Source organism: Streptococcus sp. Marseille-Q4154 (assembly GCF_916700545.1).
GTDB classification, from domain to species: domain Bacteria; phylum Bacillota; class Bacilli; order Lactobacillales; family Streptococcaceae; genus Streptococcus; species Streptococcus infantis_I.
Window position 1 is genome coordinate 85,726 of sequence record NZ_CAKAKN010000002.1, and the last position, 20,699, is coordinate 106,424.

Genomic DNA, 20,699 nt, shown 5'->3' on the forward strand with positions numbered 1-20,699 from the left:
TGATATGTTCCTCCTTTTGGTCTAATGACCCCAAGCCTTTGCAAGGGGTAAGTGAGGTTTGCTCACAATAAACTATTATACTAGAAAAAAGTTTTTTTCGCAAGCTTAAAGTAAGTTATATTTTTCTTTTTAGAGTTTTTTTGCAGAAGTTTTTGTAATTTCATCTACGAGAATATTTTCATCCTCGAATTTCTTTTTCAATGAAGAAAGATCAATGCTTCCCTCAATTTGTACTTCAATAACAATTTTACCATCCTTACGTGGAATATTAACGGTATGAGAGATATTAAGATTTTCCTCAACGATTAAAGAAACAATCTTACCTAAAACTCCAACTTCATTTTCTGTGATAAAACGAACACGGATTCCCTCTTCACCATAACCAGCGATTTCAAGAAAGGCACTGAATACATCACGATCTGTAATGACTCCATACAATTGTCCGTTGTCAACAACTGGCAAAATACCAATCTTATTTTTAAGCATGAGATAAGTTGCATCTTCTAAACTTGCATAGCCTGAGACAGTTACAACATCTCGAATCATGACGTCTTTTACTTTTGTCTTATTAAGCAAATAATTCATCTCGAAGATTGAAAGACTAGTCGCTTTTGAAGGACTAGCTTCAGCGATTGTCCCTTCTGTTACCAAGCCTACTAATTTATCATTCTCAATAACAGGGAGACGGTGCAAGCCTTGTTCGCGCATCAAATCTGCTGCGTGTGCAACAGTTGTATCAGGACTGATATAAACGACCTTGCGTGTCATAAAATCTTTAACTGCCATAGGAAATCTCCTTTATGTTTATAGTTTTATTATACACTTTTTACGGAAAGCTATCAAACGCTTTCATTTCTTTTTCAAGATTCAGAAAAATCTGAAGGACTTTACGAAAAAGAGCTCAACTTAGAGCCCTTAATCTTATACTTATGTAGATTGTATGATTGCTTTGCAATCTTTATCCGCCGACTAAAAAGGTCCCCCGGACCTTTTTAGCCACCTAGATATGCTTTTCTGACTTCGTCTGATGCTGCGAGTTCTTTTCCTGTTCCTGATAGGACAATCTTTCCTGTCTCAAGAACATATCCTCGGTCAGCGATAGCTAGTGCTTTATTAGCATTTTGCTCAATCAAGAGAACTGTTGTTCCTTGTTTTTGAATATCTTGGATGATATCAAAAATTTCTTGGATAAAGATTGGCGCAAGCCCCATTGATGGTTCATCTAATAAAAGTAGTTTAGGCGTTGACATGAGTGCACGTCCCATGGCAAGCATCTGCTGTTCACCACCAGATAGAGTAGCCGCATCTTGATTTTTACGTTCTTCCAAACGAGGGAAACGAGAGAAGACTTTCTTCAAATTTGCTTGATTCTCTTCACGATTTTTCTTAAGAAAGGCTCCCATCTCCAAGTTTTCCATAACAGTCAAACCAGAGAAAACATGACGTCCTTCTGGAACTTGTGAAAGACCTGATGCCACAATCTTCTGTGCAGGCATTTTTTGGATTTCTTGCCCAAGAAATTCAATTCGACCCGCACTTGGGCGTACAAGGCCTGATAATGTCCGAAGAATAGTAGTTTTACCAGCACCGTTGGCACCGATAAGTGAAACAACTTCTCCTTCATTAACTTCAAAGCTCACATCACGTACAGCTTGAATCATACCGTAGTGAACTGAGAGGTTTTCAACTTTTAACATAGACATTAGGCTTCACCTCCAAGATAAGCTTCGATAACACGTTTATTGTTCTTGATTTCATCTGGTGTCCCATGAGCAATCAAACGACCGTACTCAAGTACGTAGATACGTTCAGTGACTTCCATGACCAAGTTCATATCATGTTCAATCAGCATGATGGTGATCTTGAATTCATCTTTGATGCGACGGATCAACTCAGTCAATTCTGCAGTTTCTTGGGGGTTCATACCTGCTGCAGGCTCATCTAAGAAGAGGATTTTAGGTTCTGTAGCAAGGGCACGAACAATTTCCAAACGACGTTGTTGGCCATAGGCTAAGTTTTTAGCTAAGGTTTCAGCATCACCTTCTAAATCAAAGATTTTTAGTAATTCTAATGCTTTGGCTTTTAATTCTTTTTCATTCTTATAAAAAGCTGGTAAGCGCAAGAAACTTGCAAAAACATGTTGTTTATGATGGTTACTAAATGCAATAAGAACGTTATCCAAAACTGTCAAGTCTTTAAAGAGGCGGATGTTTTGGAAGGTACGCCCTAAACCAAGAGCAGCAATTTTATAGGGTTGCTTGCCATTTAACAAGTGACCATCTAAGGTTACTGTTCCTTCACTTGGTTCATAAACTCCTGTCAGCAAGTTGAAGAGAGTTGTTTTCCCAGCTCCGTTCGGTCCAATCAAGCCAACAAGTTCACCTTCGTTCAATTCTAGAGTTACATCTCCAACAGCAGTCAGACCACCAAAATGCTTGGTTAACTGTTTTACTTCAAGTAATGCCATTAGTTTTGTCCCTCCTTCTTACCTTTTTTAAAGAGTCTTGATAGGCTCAATTCCCATGTTCCAAGAAGACCACCTGGTCTGAAAATCATAACAAGTACCAAGGCCAAAGCATAGATAATCATACGAACGCTAGCCACATCTTGAAGGAACATATTCAAAATACCAAGAACAATAGCAGCGACAATTGCTCCTGTAATTGATCCCAAACCACCAAATACAACGATAATTAAAACGTTGATAGAGTTGATAAAGCTATAATCCTTAGGCACAACAGAACCGATAAATCCTGCTTGAAGGGAACCTGCAATACTTGCAGTCATAGCTCCAAATACAAATGCGATAATTTTGATTTTTGTTGTATTGACCCCGACAGACTCTGCTGCAATTTCATCTTCACGAACAGACAAGGTTAAACGACCGATTGGACTACGAAGGAAATTCAGCGTTGCAATTGTCGTAATCACGGCAAAAATGTATACCATTTGCCAATTAGTAAAGTTTGGAATACCAAGGATACCAGCAGCTCCGTTTGTTAAATCACCACCATTGACGATTAGGATACGGATAATTTCAGCAACCCCAAGTGTCGCAACTGCAAGGTAATCCCCCTTCAAACGAAGGGTAGGAATTCCAACGACCAAAGCAACCAAACCAGCAATGATAGCACCAAGCAACATAGCTCCGAAGAAGGCACCATAAGTTGGAGATTTAGAACCAATAATGGCTGCTGCATAGGCACCGATAGCCATGAACCCAGCATGTCCAAGAGAAAATTGACCAGAAAAACCAACGATAAGGTTAAGTCCTACTGCAAGAATAATATTGATACCGATTTGTTCTAGAATCTGAATATGGAAAAGGTTTAAAATACCAAACGAAACTAATAAGCTAATCACACCATATCCAAGCAACAAAAGGAGCAACCAGAGAATATTAACTTTTAAATTTTCTTTCATTGTTTACACCTTCTCTTTCACATTCTTGCCAAGGATACCTGCTGGACGAACAATCAAGATCAATAGCAAGATTCCGTACACGATAGCATCACGGAAATCTGACATTCCGAAGGCTGTTGCAAAAGTTTCCAGTAGTCCAATTACAAAACCCCCAAGAGCTGCACCAGGAATAATACCGATACCACCTAAAACGGCAGCCACGAATGATTTAATACCCGGAGTCATTCCCATCAATGGTTCAAGAGAGTTGTAGTAAAGGGCAATCAAGACACCTGCTGCACCAGCCAGAGCTGAACCTAAGGCAAAGGTGAAACTGATTGTACGGTTTACGTTGATCCCCATCAATTGAGCTGCATCACTATCTACAGATACGGCACGCATAGCTTTCCCCATTTTTGTTTTTTGCACGATGAGTTGCAAAAGAATCATCAAGACAATCGAAACTGTCAAAATCAACAATTGAATATTTGTTAGACTGATTGGACCTAAGTCATAACGAACTGTTTGGATTGCTTGAGGGAAGGCGCGTGTATTGGCACCTACTAGATAGACCATTCCATACTCAAGTAAGAAGGATACCCCAATAGCAGTAATCAATACAGAGATACGAGTGGAATGACGGAGTGGACGGTAAGCTAGAAACTCGATGATTACGCCGAGAATAGCTGAACCAATCATGGACAAAATTAAGGCTAAAAAGAAATTTAAATGGAGGGCATTGATCAAGAAATAACCCATGAAAGCACCCATCATATAGATATCACCATGGGCAAAGTTAATAAGCTTGATAATTCCATAAACCATAGTATAACCCAGGGCTAGCAAGGCATAGACACTACCCAAGATTAAACCATTGACAAGTTGTTGGAGCATGTAGTTCACTCTTTCTAATAATAATTTTTTGGATATAAATTGCTTCTAAAATACCGAAACAGGGAGTGAGTAAAAAGCTCATTCCCCATTTACGATATCTATAAAATTAAGGTTTTACGACTTCTGCCGCATCTACTTTACCATTATTCATGGTCATCATGAAGGCTGTTTTCACAGTGTTATGATCTGCATCAAAGCTTGTTTGACCTGTAACACCTTCGAAGTTTTGTGTTTTAGCAAGATTGTTCTTGATATCAACTGAAGTTTTTGCACCTTTTGCTGCATTAGCTACAAGGTAAACTGAGTCATAAGCAAGAGCTGCAAATGTTGAAGGATCTTCGTTATATTTTGTACGGTAAGCTTCAAGGAAGGCTTTTGCTTTATCTGAAACATCAACAGTAGTTGAGAATCCTGAGATGAAGTAGATATTTGATGCGCGTTCAGCAGTTGCTTGTTGAACAAATTCTGCACCGTTAAATCCGTCACCACCGATGATTGGCTTATCAATTCCCATACCACGAGCTTGGTTTACAATCTTACCAGCTTCTGTGTAGTAACCTGGCAATACGATTGCATCAAAGTCTTTATCTTTGATTTTTGTCAAAGCTGCTTGGAAGTCTGTATCACCTGATACAAATGTTTCGTCTGCTACGATTTCACCTGTGAATGAATCACGGAAAGATTTTGCAATACCTTTAGCGTAGTCACTTGAGTTATCTGTATACAAGACCACTTTTTTAGCGTTCAATTTGTTTGAAACGTAGTTTGAGATGATTTTTCCTTGGAAACTATCTTGGAATGTTCCGATGAAGAGAAAATCTTGACCTTTTGTCAAACCATCTTGAGTAGCACTTGGAGAAATCAATGGAACTCCAGCTTGTGTAGCATTTGCTACTGCCGCTGCAGTTGCACCTGAAGTCGCAGGTCCTACGATAGCTGCTACCTTAGATTGAGTCACAAGGTTTGTTGAAACAGAAGCAGCTTCAGCAGTTTCAGATTTGTTATCTTTGTCGACTACTTCGATTTGTTTTCCATCGATACCACCTGCTGCGTTGATTTCATCAACTGCAAGTTGAGCACCCTTTTGCTCAGAAGTACCGTAAGATGCTACAGCACCAGTTTCTTCGAAGTTGAAACCAATTTTTACGACTTTTTCATCGATTGGGTTACCAGCTGTGTTTGAAGCTCCTGACTTCACTTCCCCACAAGCTGCTAAAAGAGCTGTACTTGCAAGAGCTACAAGTGACAATGCAAATTTTTTCTTCATATTTGTCTCCTTATTAATGTTCAATTTAAATTACATGTTAAGAATATACCGAATTATCAGAAAATTGTCAACAAGTTTCTCTCACTTTTTTAAATGATAACGTTTTCGCTTGTTTTATATAGGTTTCCAACGAAAGGAGTTTCCAATTCTTGAATATGACAAACTCTCACTTTCTTGATAAATTTCTCTTTTCCTAAACGATTTACCAGCGCTTCTACTTCCTCTGTTGGAACATAAAGTTGTAGGTAACGATGTTTTTTTGAGTGGTAACAAATATCACCATAATTTGCGAGTTTTTTAGCATCGCGATTATAGTATAAATAGATAATCAGACCAGACCGATTCTCTTTTTGAAACATAATTCAACTTCCTTCTAACAATCTTCCTTCTATTATATCAAAAAAAACAAGCTCAGTCGAGCTTGCTTTAGTAGTTTAATTCAAAGAATTATTAGCCATAATTTCGTCAATAAAACCGTAGTCAAGAGTTTCTTGAGCGCTCATCCAGTAATCACGTTCAGCATCTTTATGAATTTGCTCAACAGATTTGCCAGAATTATCTGCTAGGATTTGCTCCAAAGTCTTACGAGTTTTAAGTAAGTGTTCAGCGGCGATGGCCATATCAGTCTGCTGAGTACCACCACCTGTACCACCCATTGGTTGGTGAATCATGTATTCTGCATTTGGAAGCATGAAACGTTTACCCTTTGCTCCACTTGAAGCGATAATTGTTCCCATTGAGGCTGCCATTCCCATAACGATAGTTTGGACATCTGCCTTGATAAAGTTCATAGTATCAACGATTGCCAAACCAGCTGATACAGAACCTCCAGGAGTGTTTACATAAAGGTAAATATCTTTTGTACTATCTTGAGCATCCAAGAAAAGCAATTGGGCGATAACTGAGTTTGCCATATTGTCTTCGACTGGTCCAGTCAACATGATAATGCGGTCCTTAAGAAGACGTGAGTAAATGTCATACGAGCGTTCTCCACGACTTGTTTGTTCAATAACTACAGGAATCATTCATTTCTCCTTTTGATTTCTAATTTCTTTGTTAATAGGATTATTATATATCCTTGGTCAAAAAAGGTCAAATTTTTGCTCTATCCTAATAACAGATACAAAAATTTAACCTCCTTTCAAAGCTAAGACTAGGCTATAGTCTCAATATCACTTTAGAATCTTATTTTGTTCCGAACAAGCGGTCTCCAGCGTCTCCAAGACCTGGAACGATGTAACCATGTTCGTTCAAACGTTCATCCAAAGCTGCTGTAAAGATTTCTACATCAGGGTGTGCTGCTTGAAGTGCCTTCACACCTTCTGGAGCTGATACAAGGCAGACAAACTTGATGTTTGAAGCTCCACGTTTTTTGAGGGAGTCAACAGCCAAAATCGCTGATCCACCTGTTGCAAGCATAGGATCAACTACAAAAATTTGACGTTGGTCAATATCTTCAGGCAATTTTACCAAGTATTCTACTGGTTGAAGGGTTTCTTCGTCACGGTACATACCAATGTGACCAACTTTTGCTGCTGGAACCAAACTCAATAGTCCATCAACCATACCAATACCTGCACGCAAGATTGGGACAATCGCCAATTTTTTACCAGCCAACTGTTTTTGAACTGTTTTTGTAATCGGTGTTTCGATTTCTACATCTTCAAGTGGAAGATCACGAAGCACTTCATATCCCATCAACATTGCAATCTCGTCTACTAGTTCACGAAAAGCTTTTGTAGAAGTGTCAGTGCGACGCAAGATTGATAATTTGTGTTGAATCAGTGGATGATTAATAACTTCAAGTTTTCCCATTTTCAGAATTCCTTCTTTCAATTTATTCTTCTTATTATATCAAAAAATGGTTTAAAAAGCTTTCTAAACCATTTATTTTTTTATAATTTCTAGATTAGGTGAGCCTCTTGGAGAGCTGCCTGCACTGTTTCAAGTGGTAGGTGAGTTAATTCTGTTCCCTTTTCTTGATAAAGGTGTTGGGCATAGTCATCCATACGGTATTGGTTGATATAAACAACACGCTCACAACCTACCTGAAGCAGTTGTTTTGTACAGTTGAGGCATGGAAAATGAGTGACATAGGCTGTGAAACCTTTTGGAACGCCACGCTCTGACCCTTGTAAGATAGCATTTACTTCTGCATGAAGAGTGCGGACACAGTGGCCTTCAATCACCAGACAGTCATGATCGATACAATGCTCTGTTCCTGATACAGAACCATTATAGCCTGTTGAAATAACCTTGTTATCCTTGACTAAAACAGCTCCTACCTTGGCACGTTTACAGGTTGAGCGATTGGCAATCAATAGGGCTTGAGCAGCAAAATACTCATCCCAAGCTAGTCTTTTTTCTGTCATAGCTTCTCTCCTCTTGATTTATTTTTTGAAAAATGGCAGGCGTAGATCTGCGATTTTTTCAGCAGGAACCTTCATCCCATCCTTGATCCATTTAAGCAAGACCGATACGATGGCCGAACTCCAAAAAGAATGCAGGTAAGAACTGACTCCTTTTGATTTTCCATAGTATTTTTCTAAAAATTCTTGCATGGCTTGCACAAAGATTTTTTCTAAGTGATAGTCTAGTGCAAGCTGAATAACTTTGGCTTCTTTCTTGGCTTCTCTAAAGAGGTGAACCCATACAAGATAAAGGTCTGTTTTAACATCGTAATGACTCAATTGCTCCATGATGTTATGGACGCTACGTTTAAAGACACTTTCTAAAATCTCTTCTTTGGATTCATAATTTCGATAAAAAGCTGCACGAGAAACGCCAGCACGCTTGACCAACTCAGAAATGCTAATCTTAGCCAACTCCTTTTTCTCCAAGAGTTGCAAAAGAGCTGTTTCAATCGCTTCTCTGGTTAGCAAATTAGATTCTTGATTTGATTTTCTAAGGTTTTCAAGCGATTTTTCAGATATTTTACGTTCAGACATAACAATTTCTTTCTACTTGTGACAACAGAGAGGTACTACTTTTGTTTCAAGGGCTTTCATGATATAATTGTAAAAAAAGACAGAACCTTTGTCAATGTATAAGTGATAAAGATGGAGAATTTCTATGACTTGGAAGATTGTAGCTGACTCTGGTTGTGATTATCGCCAGCTGGAAAACCTTGCTTTTGATACTGAATTTGTTAGTGTTCCCTTAAAGATTCAGGTAGCAGATCAAGTCTTTGTCGATGATGCCAATCTGGATATCGATAAGATGATGGAAACTATGTATGCGACTTCTGAAGCTTCAAAATCAGCCTGCCCTAGTCCTGATGATTACTTACGAGCATTCGAAGGTGCCAAACATATTTTTGTAGTGACTATCACTGGAACTCTCTCTGGTAGCCACAATAGTGCTCAATTAGCTAAGAATATCTATCTCGAAGAACACCCTGATACTCAGATTCATGTCATCGATAGCTTATCAGCTGGTGGGGAAGTTGACCTAATCGTCGAAAAGATCAATGATTTGATCAACCAAGGACTTTCTTTTGAAGAAGTCGTTGAAGTGATTACTACTTACCAAGAAAAAACGAAGTTGTTGTTCGTTCTTGCTAAAGTGGATAACTTGGTTAAAAACGGTCGATTGAGTAAGCTTATTGGTACAGTTGTCGGGCTCCTCAATATTCGTATGGTTGGGGAAGCAAGCGAAACCGGAACCTTAGAACTCCTCCAAAAAGCTCGTGGTGCTAAAAAGTCTCTTCAAGCCGCCTATGAAGAGTTAATCAAAGCTGGCTATGCTGGTGGGCGTATCGTCATGGCTCACCGCAGCAATGAAAAATTCTGCCAACAGCTCTCAGAGCTCTTACGAGAAAAATACCCACAAGCTGACATTAGAATCATCCCAACTTCTGGACTCTGCAGTTTCTATGCGGAAGAAGGCGGGCTCCTCATGGGATACGAAATCAACTAATAAATCTGACAAGAGATGTCTAATCATCTCTTGTTTTTTTATGGTACAATACTCTTATGAAACATTTTGATACTATTGTCATCGGAGGGGGCCCTGCTGGTATGATGGCTACGATTTCCAGTAGCTTTTACGGGCAGAAAACCCTTCTCATTGAAAAAAATCGGAAACTTGGAAAAAAATTAGCTGGAACTGGCGGTGGTCGTTGCAATGTGACTAACAACGGCACTTTAGACGACCTACTAGCTGGCATCCCTGGAAATGGGCGATTTCTTTACAGTGTCTTCTCCCAGTTTGATAACCATGATATCATCAACTTTTTCACGGAAAATGGTGTTAAACTCAAGGTTGAAGACCACGGACGTGTCTTCCCAGCTAGCGATAAATCGCGAACCATTATCGAAGCCTTGGAAAAGAAAATCATTGAACTTGGTGGGCAAATTGCCACTCAAACAGAGATTGTTTCTGTTAAAAAGATAGACGACCAGTTTGTCCTTAAGTCAGCAGACCAGACCTTCACTTGTGATAAACTCATCGTCACAACAGGTGGTAAGTCTTATCCTTCGACTGGTTCGACTGGTTTTGGCCACGAGATTGCTCGCCATTTTAAGCACACCATTACAGAGCTTGAAGCTGCTGAAAGTCCCTTATTGACAGATTTTCCTCATAAGGCCTTGCAGGGAATTTCCCTAGATGATGTAACCCTCAGTTATAGCAAGCACGTCATTACTCATGATTTGCTCTTTACCCACTTTGGTTTGTCAGGCCCTGCTGCCCTGCGTATGTCAAGCTTTGTCAAGGGTGGTGAGATACTTTCCTTAGACACTTTGCCTCAGCTTTCTGAGAGCGACTTGGTGGCATTTCTAGAAGAAAATCGTGAAAAATCCTTAAAAAATGCCTTGAAATCTTTGTTGCCAGAACGCTTAGCAGAATTCTTTGTGCAAGGATACCCTGAAAAAGTTAAACAGCTAACTGAAAAAGAACGGGACCAACTTGTCCAGTCTATCAAAGTTCTTAAAATTCCCGTAACTGGCAAAATGTCCCTTGCTAAATCCTTTGTTACCAAAGGAGGTATTAGTCTCAAGGAAATCAATCCTAAAACGCTGGAAAGCAAACTGGTTCCTGGACTCCACTTTGCTGGCGAAGTACTAGATATCAATGCCCACACGGGTGGCTTTAACATCACTTCTGCCCTCTGTACTGGCTGGGTGGCAGGCTCAAACTTAATCTATAAATGATTTAGTATCTAAGGATGTTAGATAAGAAAGGAACTACTTTGGAACATATTATCTTACTAAGGGGAGTTACTCCTAATGGAAAAAATGCTATCCCTAAAATGTCTTATCTAGTAGATATCTTGATAGAGGCTGATTTTCAACACGTTCGAACCTATATTCAAAGTGGGAATATCATTCTTGAAAGTGACTTATCTCTGGAAGAAATACGAGAACAGGTTCACACTCTAATAAAGGAAAAAATTGGTGCTGATTTAAAAATGGTAATCAAGAACAAAAATGATTTTGCAAAAATTGTCCAAGAAAACCCATTTGGAAAACACTATCTTTTTGACCGAATACATGTGATCCTTTTTCAAAATGATATCCAAAGTCTACCATTAGAAAAATTGGATAGTGAATATGGTGAAGAAGAAATTTGTATCGGCAACCATTGTCTTTACCTCTATCTCCCTAGAACTGCAAAACGAAAAAAACTTAATACCAACTATCTTGAAAAGCTGTTCGGCGTTGATCTGACCATGCGAAAGTTAAACGTGGTAGAAAAATTACTAACAAAATAGGAAAAATAATATGATCAGAAGAGAATCAGTCGAATTTGTCAACATGTGCTTGATTAAAAATGGGGACAAGGTCCTAGTTCAAGACCGACTTAGTCCTAACTGGCCTGGCATTACTTTTCCTGGTGGTCATGTTGAACGTGGCGAATCCTTTGTCGATGCTGTCATTCGCGAAGTGAAGGAAGAAACTGGTCTGACCATTTCTAAACCCCAACTCTGTGGTATCAAAGACTGGTATGATGACGAGGACTTTCGTTATGTTGTCCTCTTTTACAAAACAGAACACTTTACTGGTGAGCTCCAATCTTCAGACGAAGGAAAAGTCTGGTGGGAGGATTTTGAAAATCTATCTCATCTCAAACTAGCTACTGAGGATATGTCTGATATGCTTCGTGTTTTTCTCGAAGAGGACCTCAGTGAATTCTTTTACTATAAGGATGGGGAAGACTGGTTTTACCAACTCAAATAACAGTAAATCGGCAGAGATCACTCCGCCGACTTTTATTTTGTCTGAGCTCGAACATAGTGAGCAATGACATCTGATGTGTACTGAGCTGTTCCAGGTCCAAATTTGTCAATGTTTTCCTTGAACTCTGGGTTGTAGACGTAGCCTTTACCGATATGACCGAATACCTCATTAGAGCAGTCAAATCCATAAGTTCGAATGGCTTGCAAGAGTTTGGCTGCTTGCTCTTGGTTTTCGACCGCTGTTGCAGCTAAACCAGATTGAAGATTTTGAGCCAAGGCTTGAAAGACTTGGTTAAAGGCGGCCGTAGACTCGTCTTCGCGACCTTTTTGGCGCTCAAGAGCTTGGTCCATGACTTCTTGTCCATACTCTTCTACCGCCTTTTGATGGTATTTTTGATGATCTTGATAGCTAAATCCCATGAATTTTTCCTCAATGGTCATTTTTCTTTCTCCTTTTTGTTCTTGAATGGTTTTTTGTAAGGTTGAAATTAAGGTATCCAGATGTTGCCTCTCCTGGGTTAAATAATCCAACTGTCTAGTTAAATGTGACAATATATCTGTCGTATCTTCCTTCAATAACTCTGCTATTTTTTCTAAAGAAAAGCCTAGATACTTGTAATAGAGGATAACCTGAAGTCGTTCTAAATCCTCTTGACTGTAAGTTCGATAGCCATTTTCTGACTTTAACGGAACTAAGAGTCCAATCTTATCATAATGGTAGAGGGTCTTGACGGAGACACCTGAAAGTTGCGCAGCTTCTTTGATATGGTACATGATTTCCTCCTCACATGAATAGTATATCCCCTTACCTTAGGGTAGAGTCAAGTATTTTATCATATTTTTTATGAAAACTTGAAAATCGCTTTCTTGACAGGCTTCAGAAAACATGATAGGATAATCAAGTCTATCAATCAAATAAAAGGCTCTTAAAGAGCAATTGAGAGAGGGCTATTTGACAATTCAAGTAGCCTTTTCTTATTTTAAAAATAGATTGGAGTTTTAACGATGTCTGAAAAATCGCAATGGGGCTCAAAACTGGGCTTCATCCTTGCATCTGCTGGTTCTGCTATTGGTCTTGGAGCTGTTTGGAAGTTCCCTTACATGACTGCTGCTAATGGTGGTGGTGGATTTTTACTGGTCTTTCTTATCTCGACAATTTTAATTGGTTTCCCTCTTCTACTGGCTGAGTTTGCCCTTGGTCGAAGCGCTAGCGTGTCAGCAATCAAAACCTTTGGCAAACTTGGAAACAATCAAAAGTACAACTTTATTGGTTGGATTGGTGCCTTTGCTCTTTTCATCCTTCTCTCATTTTATAGTGTCATTGGAGGTTGGATTCTGGTATACCTTGGTATCGAGATTGGAAGATTATTCCACCTAATCGGAAATGGAGATTATGCCCAGCAATTCTCTTCCATCATTTCTAATCCAGTTATTGCTTTAGGAGCCCAAGCAGCCTTTATCTTCCTCAATATTTTCATCGTATCACACGGCGTTCAAAAAGGTATTGAAAGAGCATCTAAGGTTATGATGCCCCTACTTTTTATCATCTTTGTCATTATTATCGGGCGTTCTCTTAGCTTGCCAAATTCCATGGAAGGCGTCGTTTACTTCCTCAAACCTGACTTTTCAAAACTAACAAGTGCTGGACTTCTCTACGCTCTAGGGCAATCATTCTTTGCTTTATCTCTCGGTGTTACAGCTATGTTGACTTACGCTTCCTACCTAGACAAGAAGACCAAGCTGGTCCAATCAGGAATGTCCATCGTAGCCTTAAACATCTCAGTTTCTATCATGGCTGGACTTGCGATTTTCCCTGCGATGTCAGCCTTTAATATCCAATCTGAAGGTGGACCGAGTCTCCTCTTTATCGTGTTGCCGCAACTCTTTGACAATATGCCTTTTGGTACTATTTTCTATATCCTCTTTCTCTTGCTTTTCCTCTTTGCGACGATAACTTCTTCAGTCGTTATGCTTGAAATCAATGTTGGTAACATCACCAACCAAGACAATCGTAAGCGTGCTAAGTGGAGTATGATTTTAGGGGTATTAACTTTTGTCTTTGGTATCCCTTCGGCCCTATCCTATGGTCTTATGGCTGATGTCCATATCTTTGGAAAGACCTTCTTTGACGCCATGGATTTCTTGGTTTCCAACCTCCTTATGCCTTTCGGTGCTCTCTGCTTGTCCCTTTTTACAGGCTATATTTTCAAGAAAACACTGGCAATGGAGGAACTTCATCTTGATGAAACACCTTGGAAACAAGGACTTTTCCAAGTCTGGCTTTTCCTTCTTCGTTTCATCATTCCAATTATCATCATCGTGGTCTTTATCGCCCAATTTATGTAAATACAAAAAAGGACTTGAGAATATCTCTCAAGTCTTTTCTTTTTATGGATGGCTAACAATCAATTCTAAATCTGATCCTTCCAAGGTCCAAGCTTCAACATCACTCGGCAAGATAAAGTGGCTACCTTTTTGAATTGGATAATCTTTTCCGTCTACAGTTAGTTTCCCTTGACCAGCCAAGACACTCAACAAGCTGTAATCAGCCGTCTTCTCAAATTCAACTTTTCCTGTGATTTCCCACTTGTAAACTGCAAAGAAATCATTAGAGACAAGTAAAGTTGAACACAAATCATCTGCTTTGACAGTCACAGGACGGCTGTTTGCAGGTTCGCCAATATTCAAAACATCGATTGATTTTTCAAGATGAAGTTCACGCAAGTTGCCATTATCATCCTTACGGTCAAAGTCATAGACACGATAAGTTGTATCACTAGACTGTTGCGTTTCAAGGATTAAGATACCTGCACCGATAGCATGCATGGTTCCACTTGGTACATAGAAGAAATCTCCAGCCTTGACAGGGACTTTTGTTAATAGACCATCCCAGTCTTTATCTTCGATTTGCTGGCGAAGTTCTTCCTTAGACTTAGCATTGTGACCGTAAATAATCTCTGAGCCTTCATCTGCAGCGATGATATACCAGCACTCTGTCTTTCCAAGTTCGCCTTCATGCTCTAACCCGTAGGCATCGTCTGGATGAACTTGAACACTGAGCCAATCATTGGCATCTAAGATTTTAGTCAAGAGTGGAAATACAGGCTCAGGACGGTTGCCAAACAATTCACGGTGTTCTGCATACAAAGTAGCGAGGTCTGTTCCTTCATAGCGACCATTGGCTACCTTAGACACACCATTTGGGTGAGCTGAGATTGCCCAATACTCACCAATCTTTTCATTTGGGATGTCGTAGCCAAACTCATCACGTAGTTTAGTCCCACCCCAGATTTTTTCTTGCATTACAGAATTTAAAAATAACGGTTCTGACATCTTAATCTCCTGTCTGATTTTTCTCCCTTCATTATAGCAAAAAAAGAGTTCTGATTGAACTCTTTTTTCAATCTTATAAAGTAGGGAGAAGATTTTATAAAAATAGTAACGATATGGATTTCATACTTTTAAAAAATCTACCAGAAACTATTAGTTCACAAGATTTGGAAGAATGAACACTATAAAGAAAGCTAGAGCAACCATCAGAAAAACAAGGAAATAAACTAAACATTTAGTCAGCCATGCATAACGACCTGGTTTTAAAGGTCTTTCTACGTAGGAATATTTTGGTTTTTTAGGGTCATAATAAACAGCAACCTTACTACCCACTGGGAAATACTCTTCTAAAGGTGATTTGGTTAAAGATATGAAACTGTTCCTATAAATTTTATATCTTAAAACCTGAGGAATTTCCCCATCTTCAAAATTGTCCATTTTGACATCAGATACGATCGAACCCAAGGGAGTACTGATTGTATTTGAAATCGCATATAGAAATTTCGGTCCTAAAACCTTGTATTGGTTCCCGTCGACAGTGTACTCAACCACTGGGAGACTAATTCCGTTATAAAGAGCATAGGAATATCGGATAATAACTCCTTCTGTTCTTTCGGTGCATCTCTTGGCATTTCTATAATTACTAAAGATAAAAATGTCGAACATAAAATAGGTGAAGGCAGCAAAGCCTAACATCATTAAACCAAATAATAGAAAGAAACTTGTTGGCATCTTTTTTCTCCTTAAAATATCATGATGCATCTATTTTAACAGAAAATACATAAAAAGAAAAAGACCGGATTGCTCCGATCTTTCAATAGTTCATATTCTCATATTCTGTTTTAAGAATCATTAGGGTTAACTTCAAATGACTAGGCATCCTATTTCATACGATAAAAATCAATGACTAGACCAGCAGGGCCTTTAACTAATAAGGACTCTGTTCCCCAATCCGTTTCACAAGGACCGTGTAAAATATCGACACCTATCTCTTTTAACCGCTTTTGGTTCTGGTCGACATCCTCAACCTCAATGTGTAGAATGATTCCTGACTGAAAATTTTCCAAAGGAATCAAATGATTTTGGGATAACATGAGACAGTGACTGCCAATCGTGAACTGAGCAAAACTGTTATCAACATAGTCCGCCTTTTTATCCAAGATACTCTCTAATTCAGCACAGACTTGGGGAACATCTGACACGATAATATCTAATTGATTTAAATTCATTTACTGTCCTCCACAAAAAGACCGGATTGCTCCGATCTTTTTAAGTTCCACGAGAGGAATTATTTAATTGAGCGTGATTGCAATCCTTCTTCTTCCAAGAAGAGGCGGAATGGTACAAGCTCTTCAGCTTCGTATTTTTTCTTGAAGGCTTTGATTGCTTCTTCTGAGTGTTGTTTTGGATCCAACTCAAGTACTTCTACTGGAAGTGGACGATGTGGAGTGATGTGAGCATCGATAACAACAGTTTTACCTTCTTTGTTCAATTTAACAGCTTCTGCAACAACTGCATCGATGTCTTCGATACGGTTTACAGTGAACCCTACAGCACCTTGCGCTTCAGCGATTTTCGCATAGTCAGCATTAGGGAAGTCACAACCAAACAAGTGTTTGTTTGTGTCTTCGTATTTGTCCTTGATGAAGGCATATTTACCATTTGAGAAGACAACGTTGATAACTGGAAGGTCGTATTGAACGTTTGTAATCACGTCTGGGTAGCACATGTTGAATGCACCGTCACCCATGATGTTCCATACTTGGCGATCTGGATTGTCTTTCTTAGCAGCGATACCACCAGGAAGGGCAATACCCATTGTCGCAAAGAGTGGAGATGTACGCCACATGTTCTTAGGTGTCATGTGAAGGTGACGAGTAGATGTTTGAGTAGTGTCACCTACGTCGATTGAGTAGATAGCGTCTTGATCAGCATGTTTGTTGATTGCATTGTAAACTTGATACAATTGCAATTCACCCTCAGTTTTACCTTCGAGTTTGTTCATGTAATCACGCCAGTTTTGGTTGTTCTTCACGTTTGCACGCCACCATGGAGTAGATTCAACTGGGTTCACTTTGTCGAGGATAGCTTTAGCTGCTTGACCTGCATCACCAAGGATTGAAGCGTCAAGGGCGTGACGTTTACCAAGTTTGTAAGGGTCAATATCCACTTGGATGAATTTTTCAGTGTTCTTGAATGCTTCGTAAACTTCAGCAAATGGGAAGTTTGAACCAAGGAAAAGAACTGTGTCTGCTTCAAAGACCACTTCGTTGGCTGGTTTCCAACCAACACGGTAAGCAGAACCTGTCAAACCTTCGTAGTTCCATTCGAAAGCTTCGAAGTTTTTACCAGTTGTGATGATTGGTGCTTTGATTTTACGTGACAATTCAGTGATTACTTCACCAGCTTTAACACCACCGTAACCAGCGTAGATAACTGGACGTTCAGCGTTGTTCAAAATTTCAACAGCTTTGTCGATTTCAACTTCGTTCAAAGCAGGAGCGATGAATGAACGTTCGTATGAACCAGAACCGTAGTATGAGTTTTCGTCGATTTCTTGGAAACCAAAGTTTACTGGAATTTCAACAACGGCTGGACCTTTTTTAGAAACAGCAGCACGGCAAGCTTCGTCAATCACTTTTGGCAATTGCTCTGCGTAAGCTACACGTTTGTTGTAAACAGCGATACCGTTGTACATTGGGTTTTGGTTCAATTCTTGGAAGGCATCCATGTTCAATTCGTTAACTGGACGTGATCCAAGGATAGCAAGGAATGGAGTGTTATCCATAGCTGCATCGTAAACACCGTTGATCAAGTGAGTTGCACCAGGTCCACCTGAACCAACTGCAACACCGATAGATCCGCCAAATTTAGCTTGCATAACCGCTGCAAGAGCACCTGTTTCTTCGTGGCGAACTTGCAAGAAACGGATATCTTTGTCTTCAGCCAAAGCGTCCATCAATGAGCTGAGTGTTCCTGATGGGATACCGTAGATAGTGTCTACGCCCCATGTTTTCAATACGTTGAGCATTGCTGCAGACGCAGTAATTTTCCCTTGAGTCATAATGATAACTCTCCTTCAAAATAATTTCATATATTTACAAAAAACGCTTTTATATGTTATTTGAAAACGATTCAGTAAATTTACAATCCTAATTTATCACATTTGATTTTAGATTTCTAAGTATATGCTCAGAATAATCCATTCTCTATTACAGTACAGTTTGGAAGCGTTTTTGAAAATCTGTTTTAGAATAGCAAAAAAAGCGGTTAAGACCGCCTTTTTATACTCAATGAAAATCAAAGAGCAAACTAGGAAGCTAGCCGCAGGTTGCTCAAAGCACTGCTTTGAGGTTGCAGATAAAGCTGACGTGGTTTGAATTTGATTTTCGAAGAGTATTAATCGACTTTAGTAAAATTAAGCATAAGAGAGCTGATTAAAACAGATACTGAACTAAAGGCCATGGCCAATCCTGCAAGTTCTGGATTGAGTACCAAACCAAGACCAGAAAAGACTCCTGCTGCAATCGGAATACCAATGAGGTTATAGATAGAAGCCCAGAAAAGATTGAGTAGAATACGATTAAAGGTCTTCTTACTCATATCAAAAGCACGTGCCAATCCTAGTAAATTGTTGGTTGTAAGGACAAGATCTGCTGATTCGATAGCAATATCTGTACCAGAGCCCATGGCAATTCCGACATCCGCTACACTGAGGGCCGGCGCATCATTGATACCATCTCCAACAAAGGCCAATTTGCCATTCTTTTGAAGCTTGTGAATTTCATGTGCCTTTTCCTCTGGCAAGACATTTGCGATCACTTCTTCGATTCCAATTTGCTCTGCAATCGCATGCGCTACTCCAGCATTATCTCCGGTAAGCATAACAGTTCTAAGGCCACGTTTTTTCAATTTAGCAATAGCTTCTCGAGCATTTTCCTTAGGGACATCCTGCAAGGCAATTAAGCCTTTTAGTTCACCATCTACGGATAGGAAGACAACTGTTTTTGCTTCTTTCTCAAGCAAATCAAATCGTTCTTGATAATCATGTGGAATAGCAAGGTCAGCTAAGAGCTTAGCATTCCCCAGCAAGACTTGTTTACCATTAATAATCCCAGTCACACCTTTTCCATGCAAGGCTTGGAAGTTTTCCACTGGGTAAAGACTGATTCCTAGTTCAGATGCACGATTAACAATAGCTTGAGCTAGCGGGTGTTGAGATACATCTTCCAATGAAGCAGCCAAACTTAGCACATCTCTTTCATCACCAATAACATCTGTCACTACTGGCTTCCCTTCGGTCAAGGTTCCTGTCTTATCAAAAACAATTGTTTGGACTTTTTGGATTTCCTGTAGAACTGTACCATTTTTGAGAAGAATCCCCATCTTGGCACTTCGTCCTGTTCCAACCATGAGTGCTGTCGGTGTCGCGAGTCCTAGTGCACAAGGACAGGCAATTATCAAAACAGCAACTCCGTAGAGAAGTGACGTCACAAAGCTATCTCCAAGTAAAACAAACCAGACCCAAAAAGTAAGAAGTCCTAAAATGACAACTGCTGGTACAAAAATCCCAGAAATCTTGTCTGTCAAATCTTGAATAGGAGCACGACTCGTTTGCGCTTTTTTCACAAAGTCCACAATCTGAGCTAGCATAGTCTCAGAACCAACTTTTTCAGCTCTAAAGATGATCGTACCACTATTATTGATGGTTGAACCAATGACAGCATCTCCAACTGATTTATCGACTGGAATACTTTCCCCAGTCACCATTGATTCATCAATACTCGTTTCACCTTCTAACACAGTCCCATCAACGGCAATTTTTTCACCTGGTCGAACGCGAATGAGATCCCCAACTTTGACTTGTTCTAGAGGTATTTGAACATAAACATCATCACGCAAAACCTCTGCTGTTTTTGCTTGTAGGTCTAATAATTTTTCGACTGCCTGCGAAGTATTTTTTCGCATTTTTTCCTCAAAAACTGCTCCCAAAAGAATGAAGAAGAGGATAAATGCAGCACTTTCAAAGTAAACGGGCAGACCAGTGAAGAGGGCAACTAAGCTATAGAAATAGGCCACTAGGGTTCCCAGAGCAACCAAGGTATCCATGTTGGAATTGTGCTTTTTAAAACTAGCCCAGGCGCTTCTGATATATGGAACTCCAGCTACCAGCATAATGGGTGTTGTGGCTAAAAAGGTGCCCCAACGCATGACTTGGTGACTAATTCCTCCTGTAGACATCCCAATCATGAGAATCACAAGAGGCACAGTAAAGATACTAGTAATCCAAAAACGCTGAAAAAGACTGAGAGACTTTTTAGTTTTTTCAACAACGGTGTAGGTCCCCTTTTGCATCTTCATGCCGCATGAAAATTCATGCTCGCCCAAGTCTTGAGGCGTAAAGCGAATGACTTTTTCCTCGTCTTGAGCGATTGGTTCTAGAATCCCTTCTTCTTCGAAGAGAATCTCTTTATAACAGTTTGAAGGTGTCACACGATGAAAGGTAATCTCAGCAGGAATCCCTTTTTGCAGTTGAATGTGGGCTGGATGGTAGCCTTTGTCTGCCGTGATACGGATTTTTTGAACACCATTTTCAAGACTTGCTTTTACAATATCAGTCATATCATT

The 20,699-nt window shown here is 39.6% G+C and carries 22 protein-coding genes; 5 read left to right on the forward strand and 17 right to left on the reverse strand.

Going from position 1 to position 20,699, the window contains the following annotated elements:
• Nucleotides 1–129 precede the first annotated feature (129 nt).
• From LG369_RS05600 to LG369_RS05650, 11 genes are all read right to left on the reverse strand, one after another.
• Nucleotides 130–786 carry a CBS domain-containing protein gene (locus LG369_RS05600; protein WP_006148127.1) on the reverse strand — a complete coding sequence of 219 codons (657 nt, stop codon included), beginning with the start codon at nt 784–786 and terminating at the stop codon, nt 130–132.
• Between the two features lie 206 nt (nt 787–992).
• The gene (locus LG369_RS05605; RefSeq protein WP_225750551.1) at nt 993–1,703 is read right to left on the reverse strand and encodes an ABC transporter ATP-binding protein; all 711 of its coding nucleotides are present in this window, start codon (nt 1,701–1,703) and stop codon (nt 993–995) included.
• Nucleotides 1,703–2,467: an ABC transporter ATP-binding protein gene (locus tag LG369_RS05610; RefSeq protein ID WP_225750552.1), complete on the reverse strand. Its 765-nt coding sequence runs from the start codon at nt 2,465–2,467 to the stop codon at nt 1,703–1,705. The genes LG369_RS05605 and LG369_RS05610 overlap by 1 nt, the downstream gene beginning before the upstream one ends.
• Nucleotides 2,467–3,423 carry a branched-chain amino acid ABC transporter permease gene (locus LG369_RS05615; protein WP_004252374.1) on the reverse strand — a complete coding sequence of 319 codons (957 nt, stop codon included), beginning with the start codon at nt 3,421–3,423 and terminating at the stop codon, nt 2,467–2,469. The genes LG369_RS05610 and LG369_RS05615 overlap by 1 nt, the downstream gene beginning before the upstream one ends.
• 3 nt (nt 3,424–3,426) lie before the next feature.
• Nucleotides 3,427–4,296 carry a branched-chain amino acid ABC transporter permease gene (locus tag LG369_RS05620; protein ID WP_004252371.1) on the reverse strand — a complete coding sequence of 290 codons (870 nt, stop codon included), beginning with the start codon at nt 4,294–4,296 and terminating at the stop codon, nt 3,427–3,429.
• Between the two features lie 106 nt (nt 4,297–4,402).
• A complete protein-coding gene (locus tag LG369_RS05625; protein WP_225750553.1) occupies nt 4,403–5,563 on the reverse strand; it encodes an ABC transporter substrate-binding protein in 1,161 nt (386 codons plus the stop codon).
• An 89-nt stretch (nt 5,564–5,652) separates the two neighbouring features.
• Nucleotides 5,653–5,922, reverse strand: coding sequence for a YlbG family protein (locus tag LG369_RS05630; RefSeq protein ID WP_225750554.1), 270 nt, complete (start codon nt 5,920–5,922; stop codon nt 5,653–5,655).
• Between the two features lie 75 nt (nt 5,923–5,997).
• Nucleotides 5,998–6,588 carry an ATP-dependent Clp protease proteolytic subunit ClpP gene (gene clpP / locus LG369_RS05635; protein WP_006148124.1) on the reverse strand — a complete coding sequence of 197 codons (591 nt, stop codon included), beginning with the start codon at nt 6,586–6,588 and terminating at the stop codon, nt 5,998–6,000.
• Nucleotides 6,589–6,748: 160 nt separating this feature from the next.
• Nucleotides 6,749–7,378, reverse strand: coding sequence for a uracil phosphoribosyltransferase (gene upp / locus LG369_RS05640; protein ID WP_004252365.1), 630 nt, complete (start codon nt 7,376–7,378; stop codon nt 6,749–6,751).
• Between the two features lie 89 nt (nt 7,379–7,467).
• Entirely contained in the window at nt 7,468–7,935 is a 468-nt protein-coding gene (locus LG369_RS05645) for a deoxycytidylate deaminase (protein ID WP_006155564.1), read from the reverse strand.
• A gap of 18 nt (nt 7,936–7,953) precedes the next feature.
• The gene (locus tag LG369_RS05650; protein WP_070677977.1) at nt 7,954–8,511 is read right to left on the reverse strand and encodes a TetR/AcrR family transcriptional regulator; all 558 of its coding nucleotides are present in this window, start codon (nt 8,509–8,511) and stop codon (nt 7,954–7,956) included.
• Between the two features lie 124 nt (nt 8,512–8,635).
• On the opposite strand from LG369_RS05650, the gene LG369_RS05655 reads away from it, so the two are divergent.
• The 4 genes from LG369_RS05655 to LG369_RS05670 are packed head-to-tail and all read left to right on the forward strand — an operon-like array spanning nt 8,636 to nt 11,742.
• Nucleotides 8,636–9,481, forward strand: coding sequence for a DegV family protein (locus tag LG369_RS05655; protein ID WP_004252360.1), 846 nt, complete (start codon nt 8,636–8,638; stop codon nt 9,479–9,481).
• A 56-nt stretch (nt 9,482–9,537) separates the two neighbouring features.
• Entirely contained in the window at nt 9,538–10,716 is a 1,179-nt protein-coding gene (locus tag LG369_RS05660) for an NAD(P)/FAD-dependent oxidoreductase (protein WP_225750555.1), read from the forward strand.
• Between the two features lie 38 nt (nt 10,717–10,754).
• Nucleotides 10,755–11,276: a DUF1697 domain-containing protein gene (locus LG369_RS05665; protein WP_225750752.1), complete on the forward strand. Its 522-nt coding sequence runs from the start codon at nt 10,755–10,757 to the stop codon at nt 11,274–11,276.
• A gap of 10 nt (nt 11,277–11,286) precedes the next feature.
• Nucleotides 11,287–11,742, forward strand: a complete 456-nt coding sequence (locus LG369_RS05670; protein ID WP_225750556.1) for an 8-oxo-dGTP diphosphatase — start codon at nt 11,287–11,289, stop codon at nt 11,740–11,742.
• Between the two features lie 32 nt (nt 11,743–11,774).
• Here LG369_RS05670 and LG369_RS05675 read toward each other — a convergent pair whose 3' ends face one another.
• Nucleotides 11,775–12,515, reverse strand: coding sequence for a MerR family transcriptional regulator (locus tag LG369_RS05675; protein WP_225750557.1), 741 nt, complete (start codon nt 12,513–12,515; stop codon nt 11,775–11,777).
• A 231-nt stretch (nt 12,516–12,746) separates the two neighbouring features.
• Here LG369_RS05675 and LG369_RS05680 point away from each other — a divergent pair, with 231 nt between their 5' ends.
• Nucleotides 12,747–14,087: a sodium-dependent transporter gene (locus tag LG369_RS05680; protein WP_225750558.1), complete on the forward strand. Its 1,341-nt coding sequence runs from the start codon at nt 12,747–12,749 to the stop codon at nt 14,085–14,087.
• 42 nt (nt 14,088–14,129) lie between these two features.
• On the opposite strand, the gene manA is transcribed toward LG369_RS05680, so the two are convergent.
• From manA to LG369_RS05705, 5 genes are all read right to left on the reverse strand, one after another.
• Nucleotides 14,130–15,074, reverse strand: coding sequence for a mannose-6-phosphate isomerase, class I (gene manA / locus LG369_RS05685; protein ID WP_225750559.1), 945 nt, complete (start codon nt 15,072–15,074; stop codon nt 14,130–14,132).
• Nucleotides 15,075–15,224: 150 nt separating this feature from the next.
• Nucleotides 15,225–15,803, reverse strand: a complete 579-nt coding sequence (locus LG369_RS05690) for a DUF3592 domain-containing protein (protein WP_225750560.1) — start codon at nt 15,801–15,803, stop codon at nt 15,225–15,227.
• Between the two features lie 149 nt (nt 15,804–15,952).
• Nucleotides 15,953–16,300, reverse strand: coding sequence for a VOC family protein (locus LG369_RS05695; protein WP_225750561.1), 348 nt, complete (start codon nt 16,298–16,300; stop codon nt 15,953–15,955).
• Between the two features lie 59 nt (nt 16,301–16,359).
• Entirely contained in the window at nt 16,360–18,135 is a 1,776-nt protein-coding gene (gene spxB, locus LG369_RS05700; protein WP_225750562.1) for a pyruvate oxidase, read from the reverse strand.
• Nucleotides 18,136–18,470: 335 nt separating this feature from the next.
• The gene (locus tag LG369_RS05705; protein ID WP_225750563.1) at nt 18,471–20,693 is read right to left on the reverse strand and encodes a heavy metal translocating P-type ATPase; all 2,223 of its coding nucleotides are present in this window, start codon (nt 20,691–20,693) and stop codon (nt 18,471–18,473) included.
• Between the last annotated feature and the right edge of the window lie 6 nt (nt 20,694–20,699).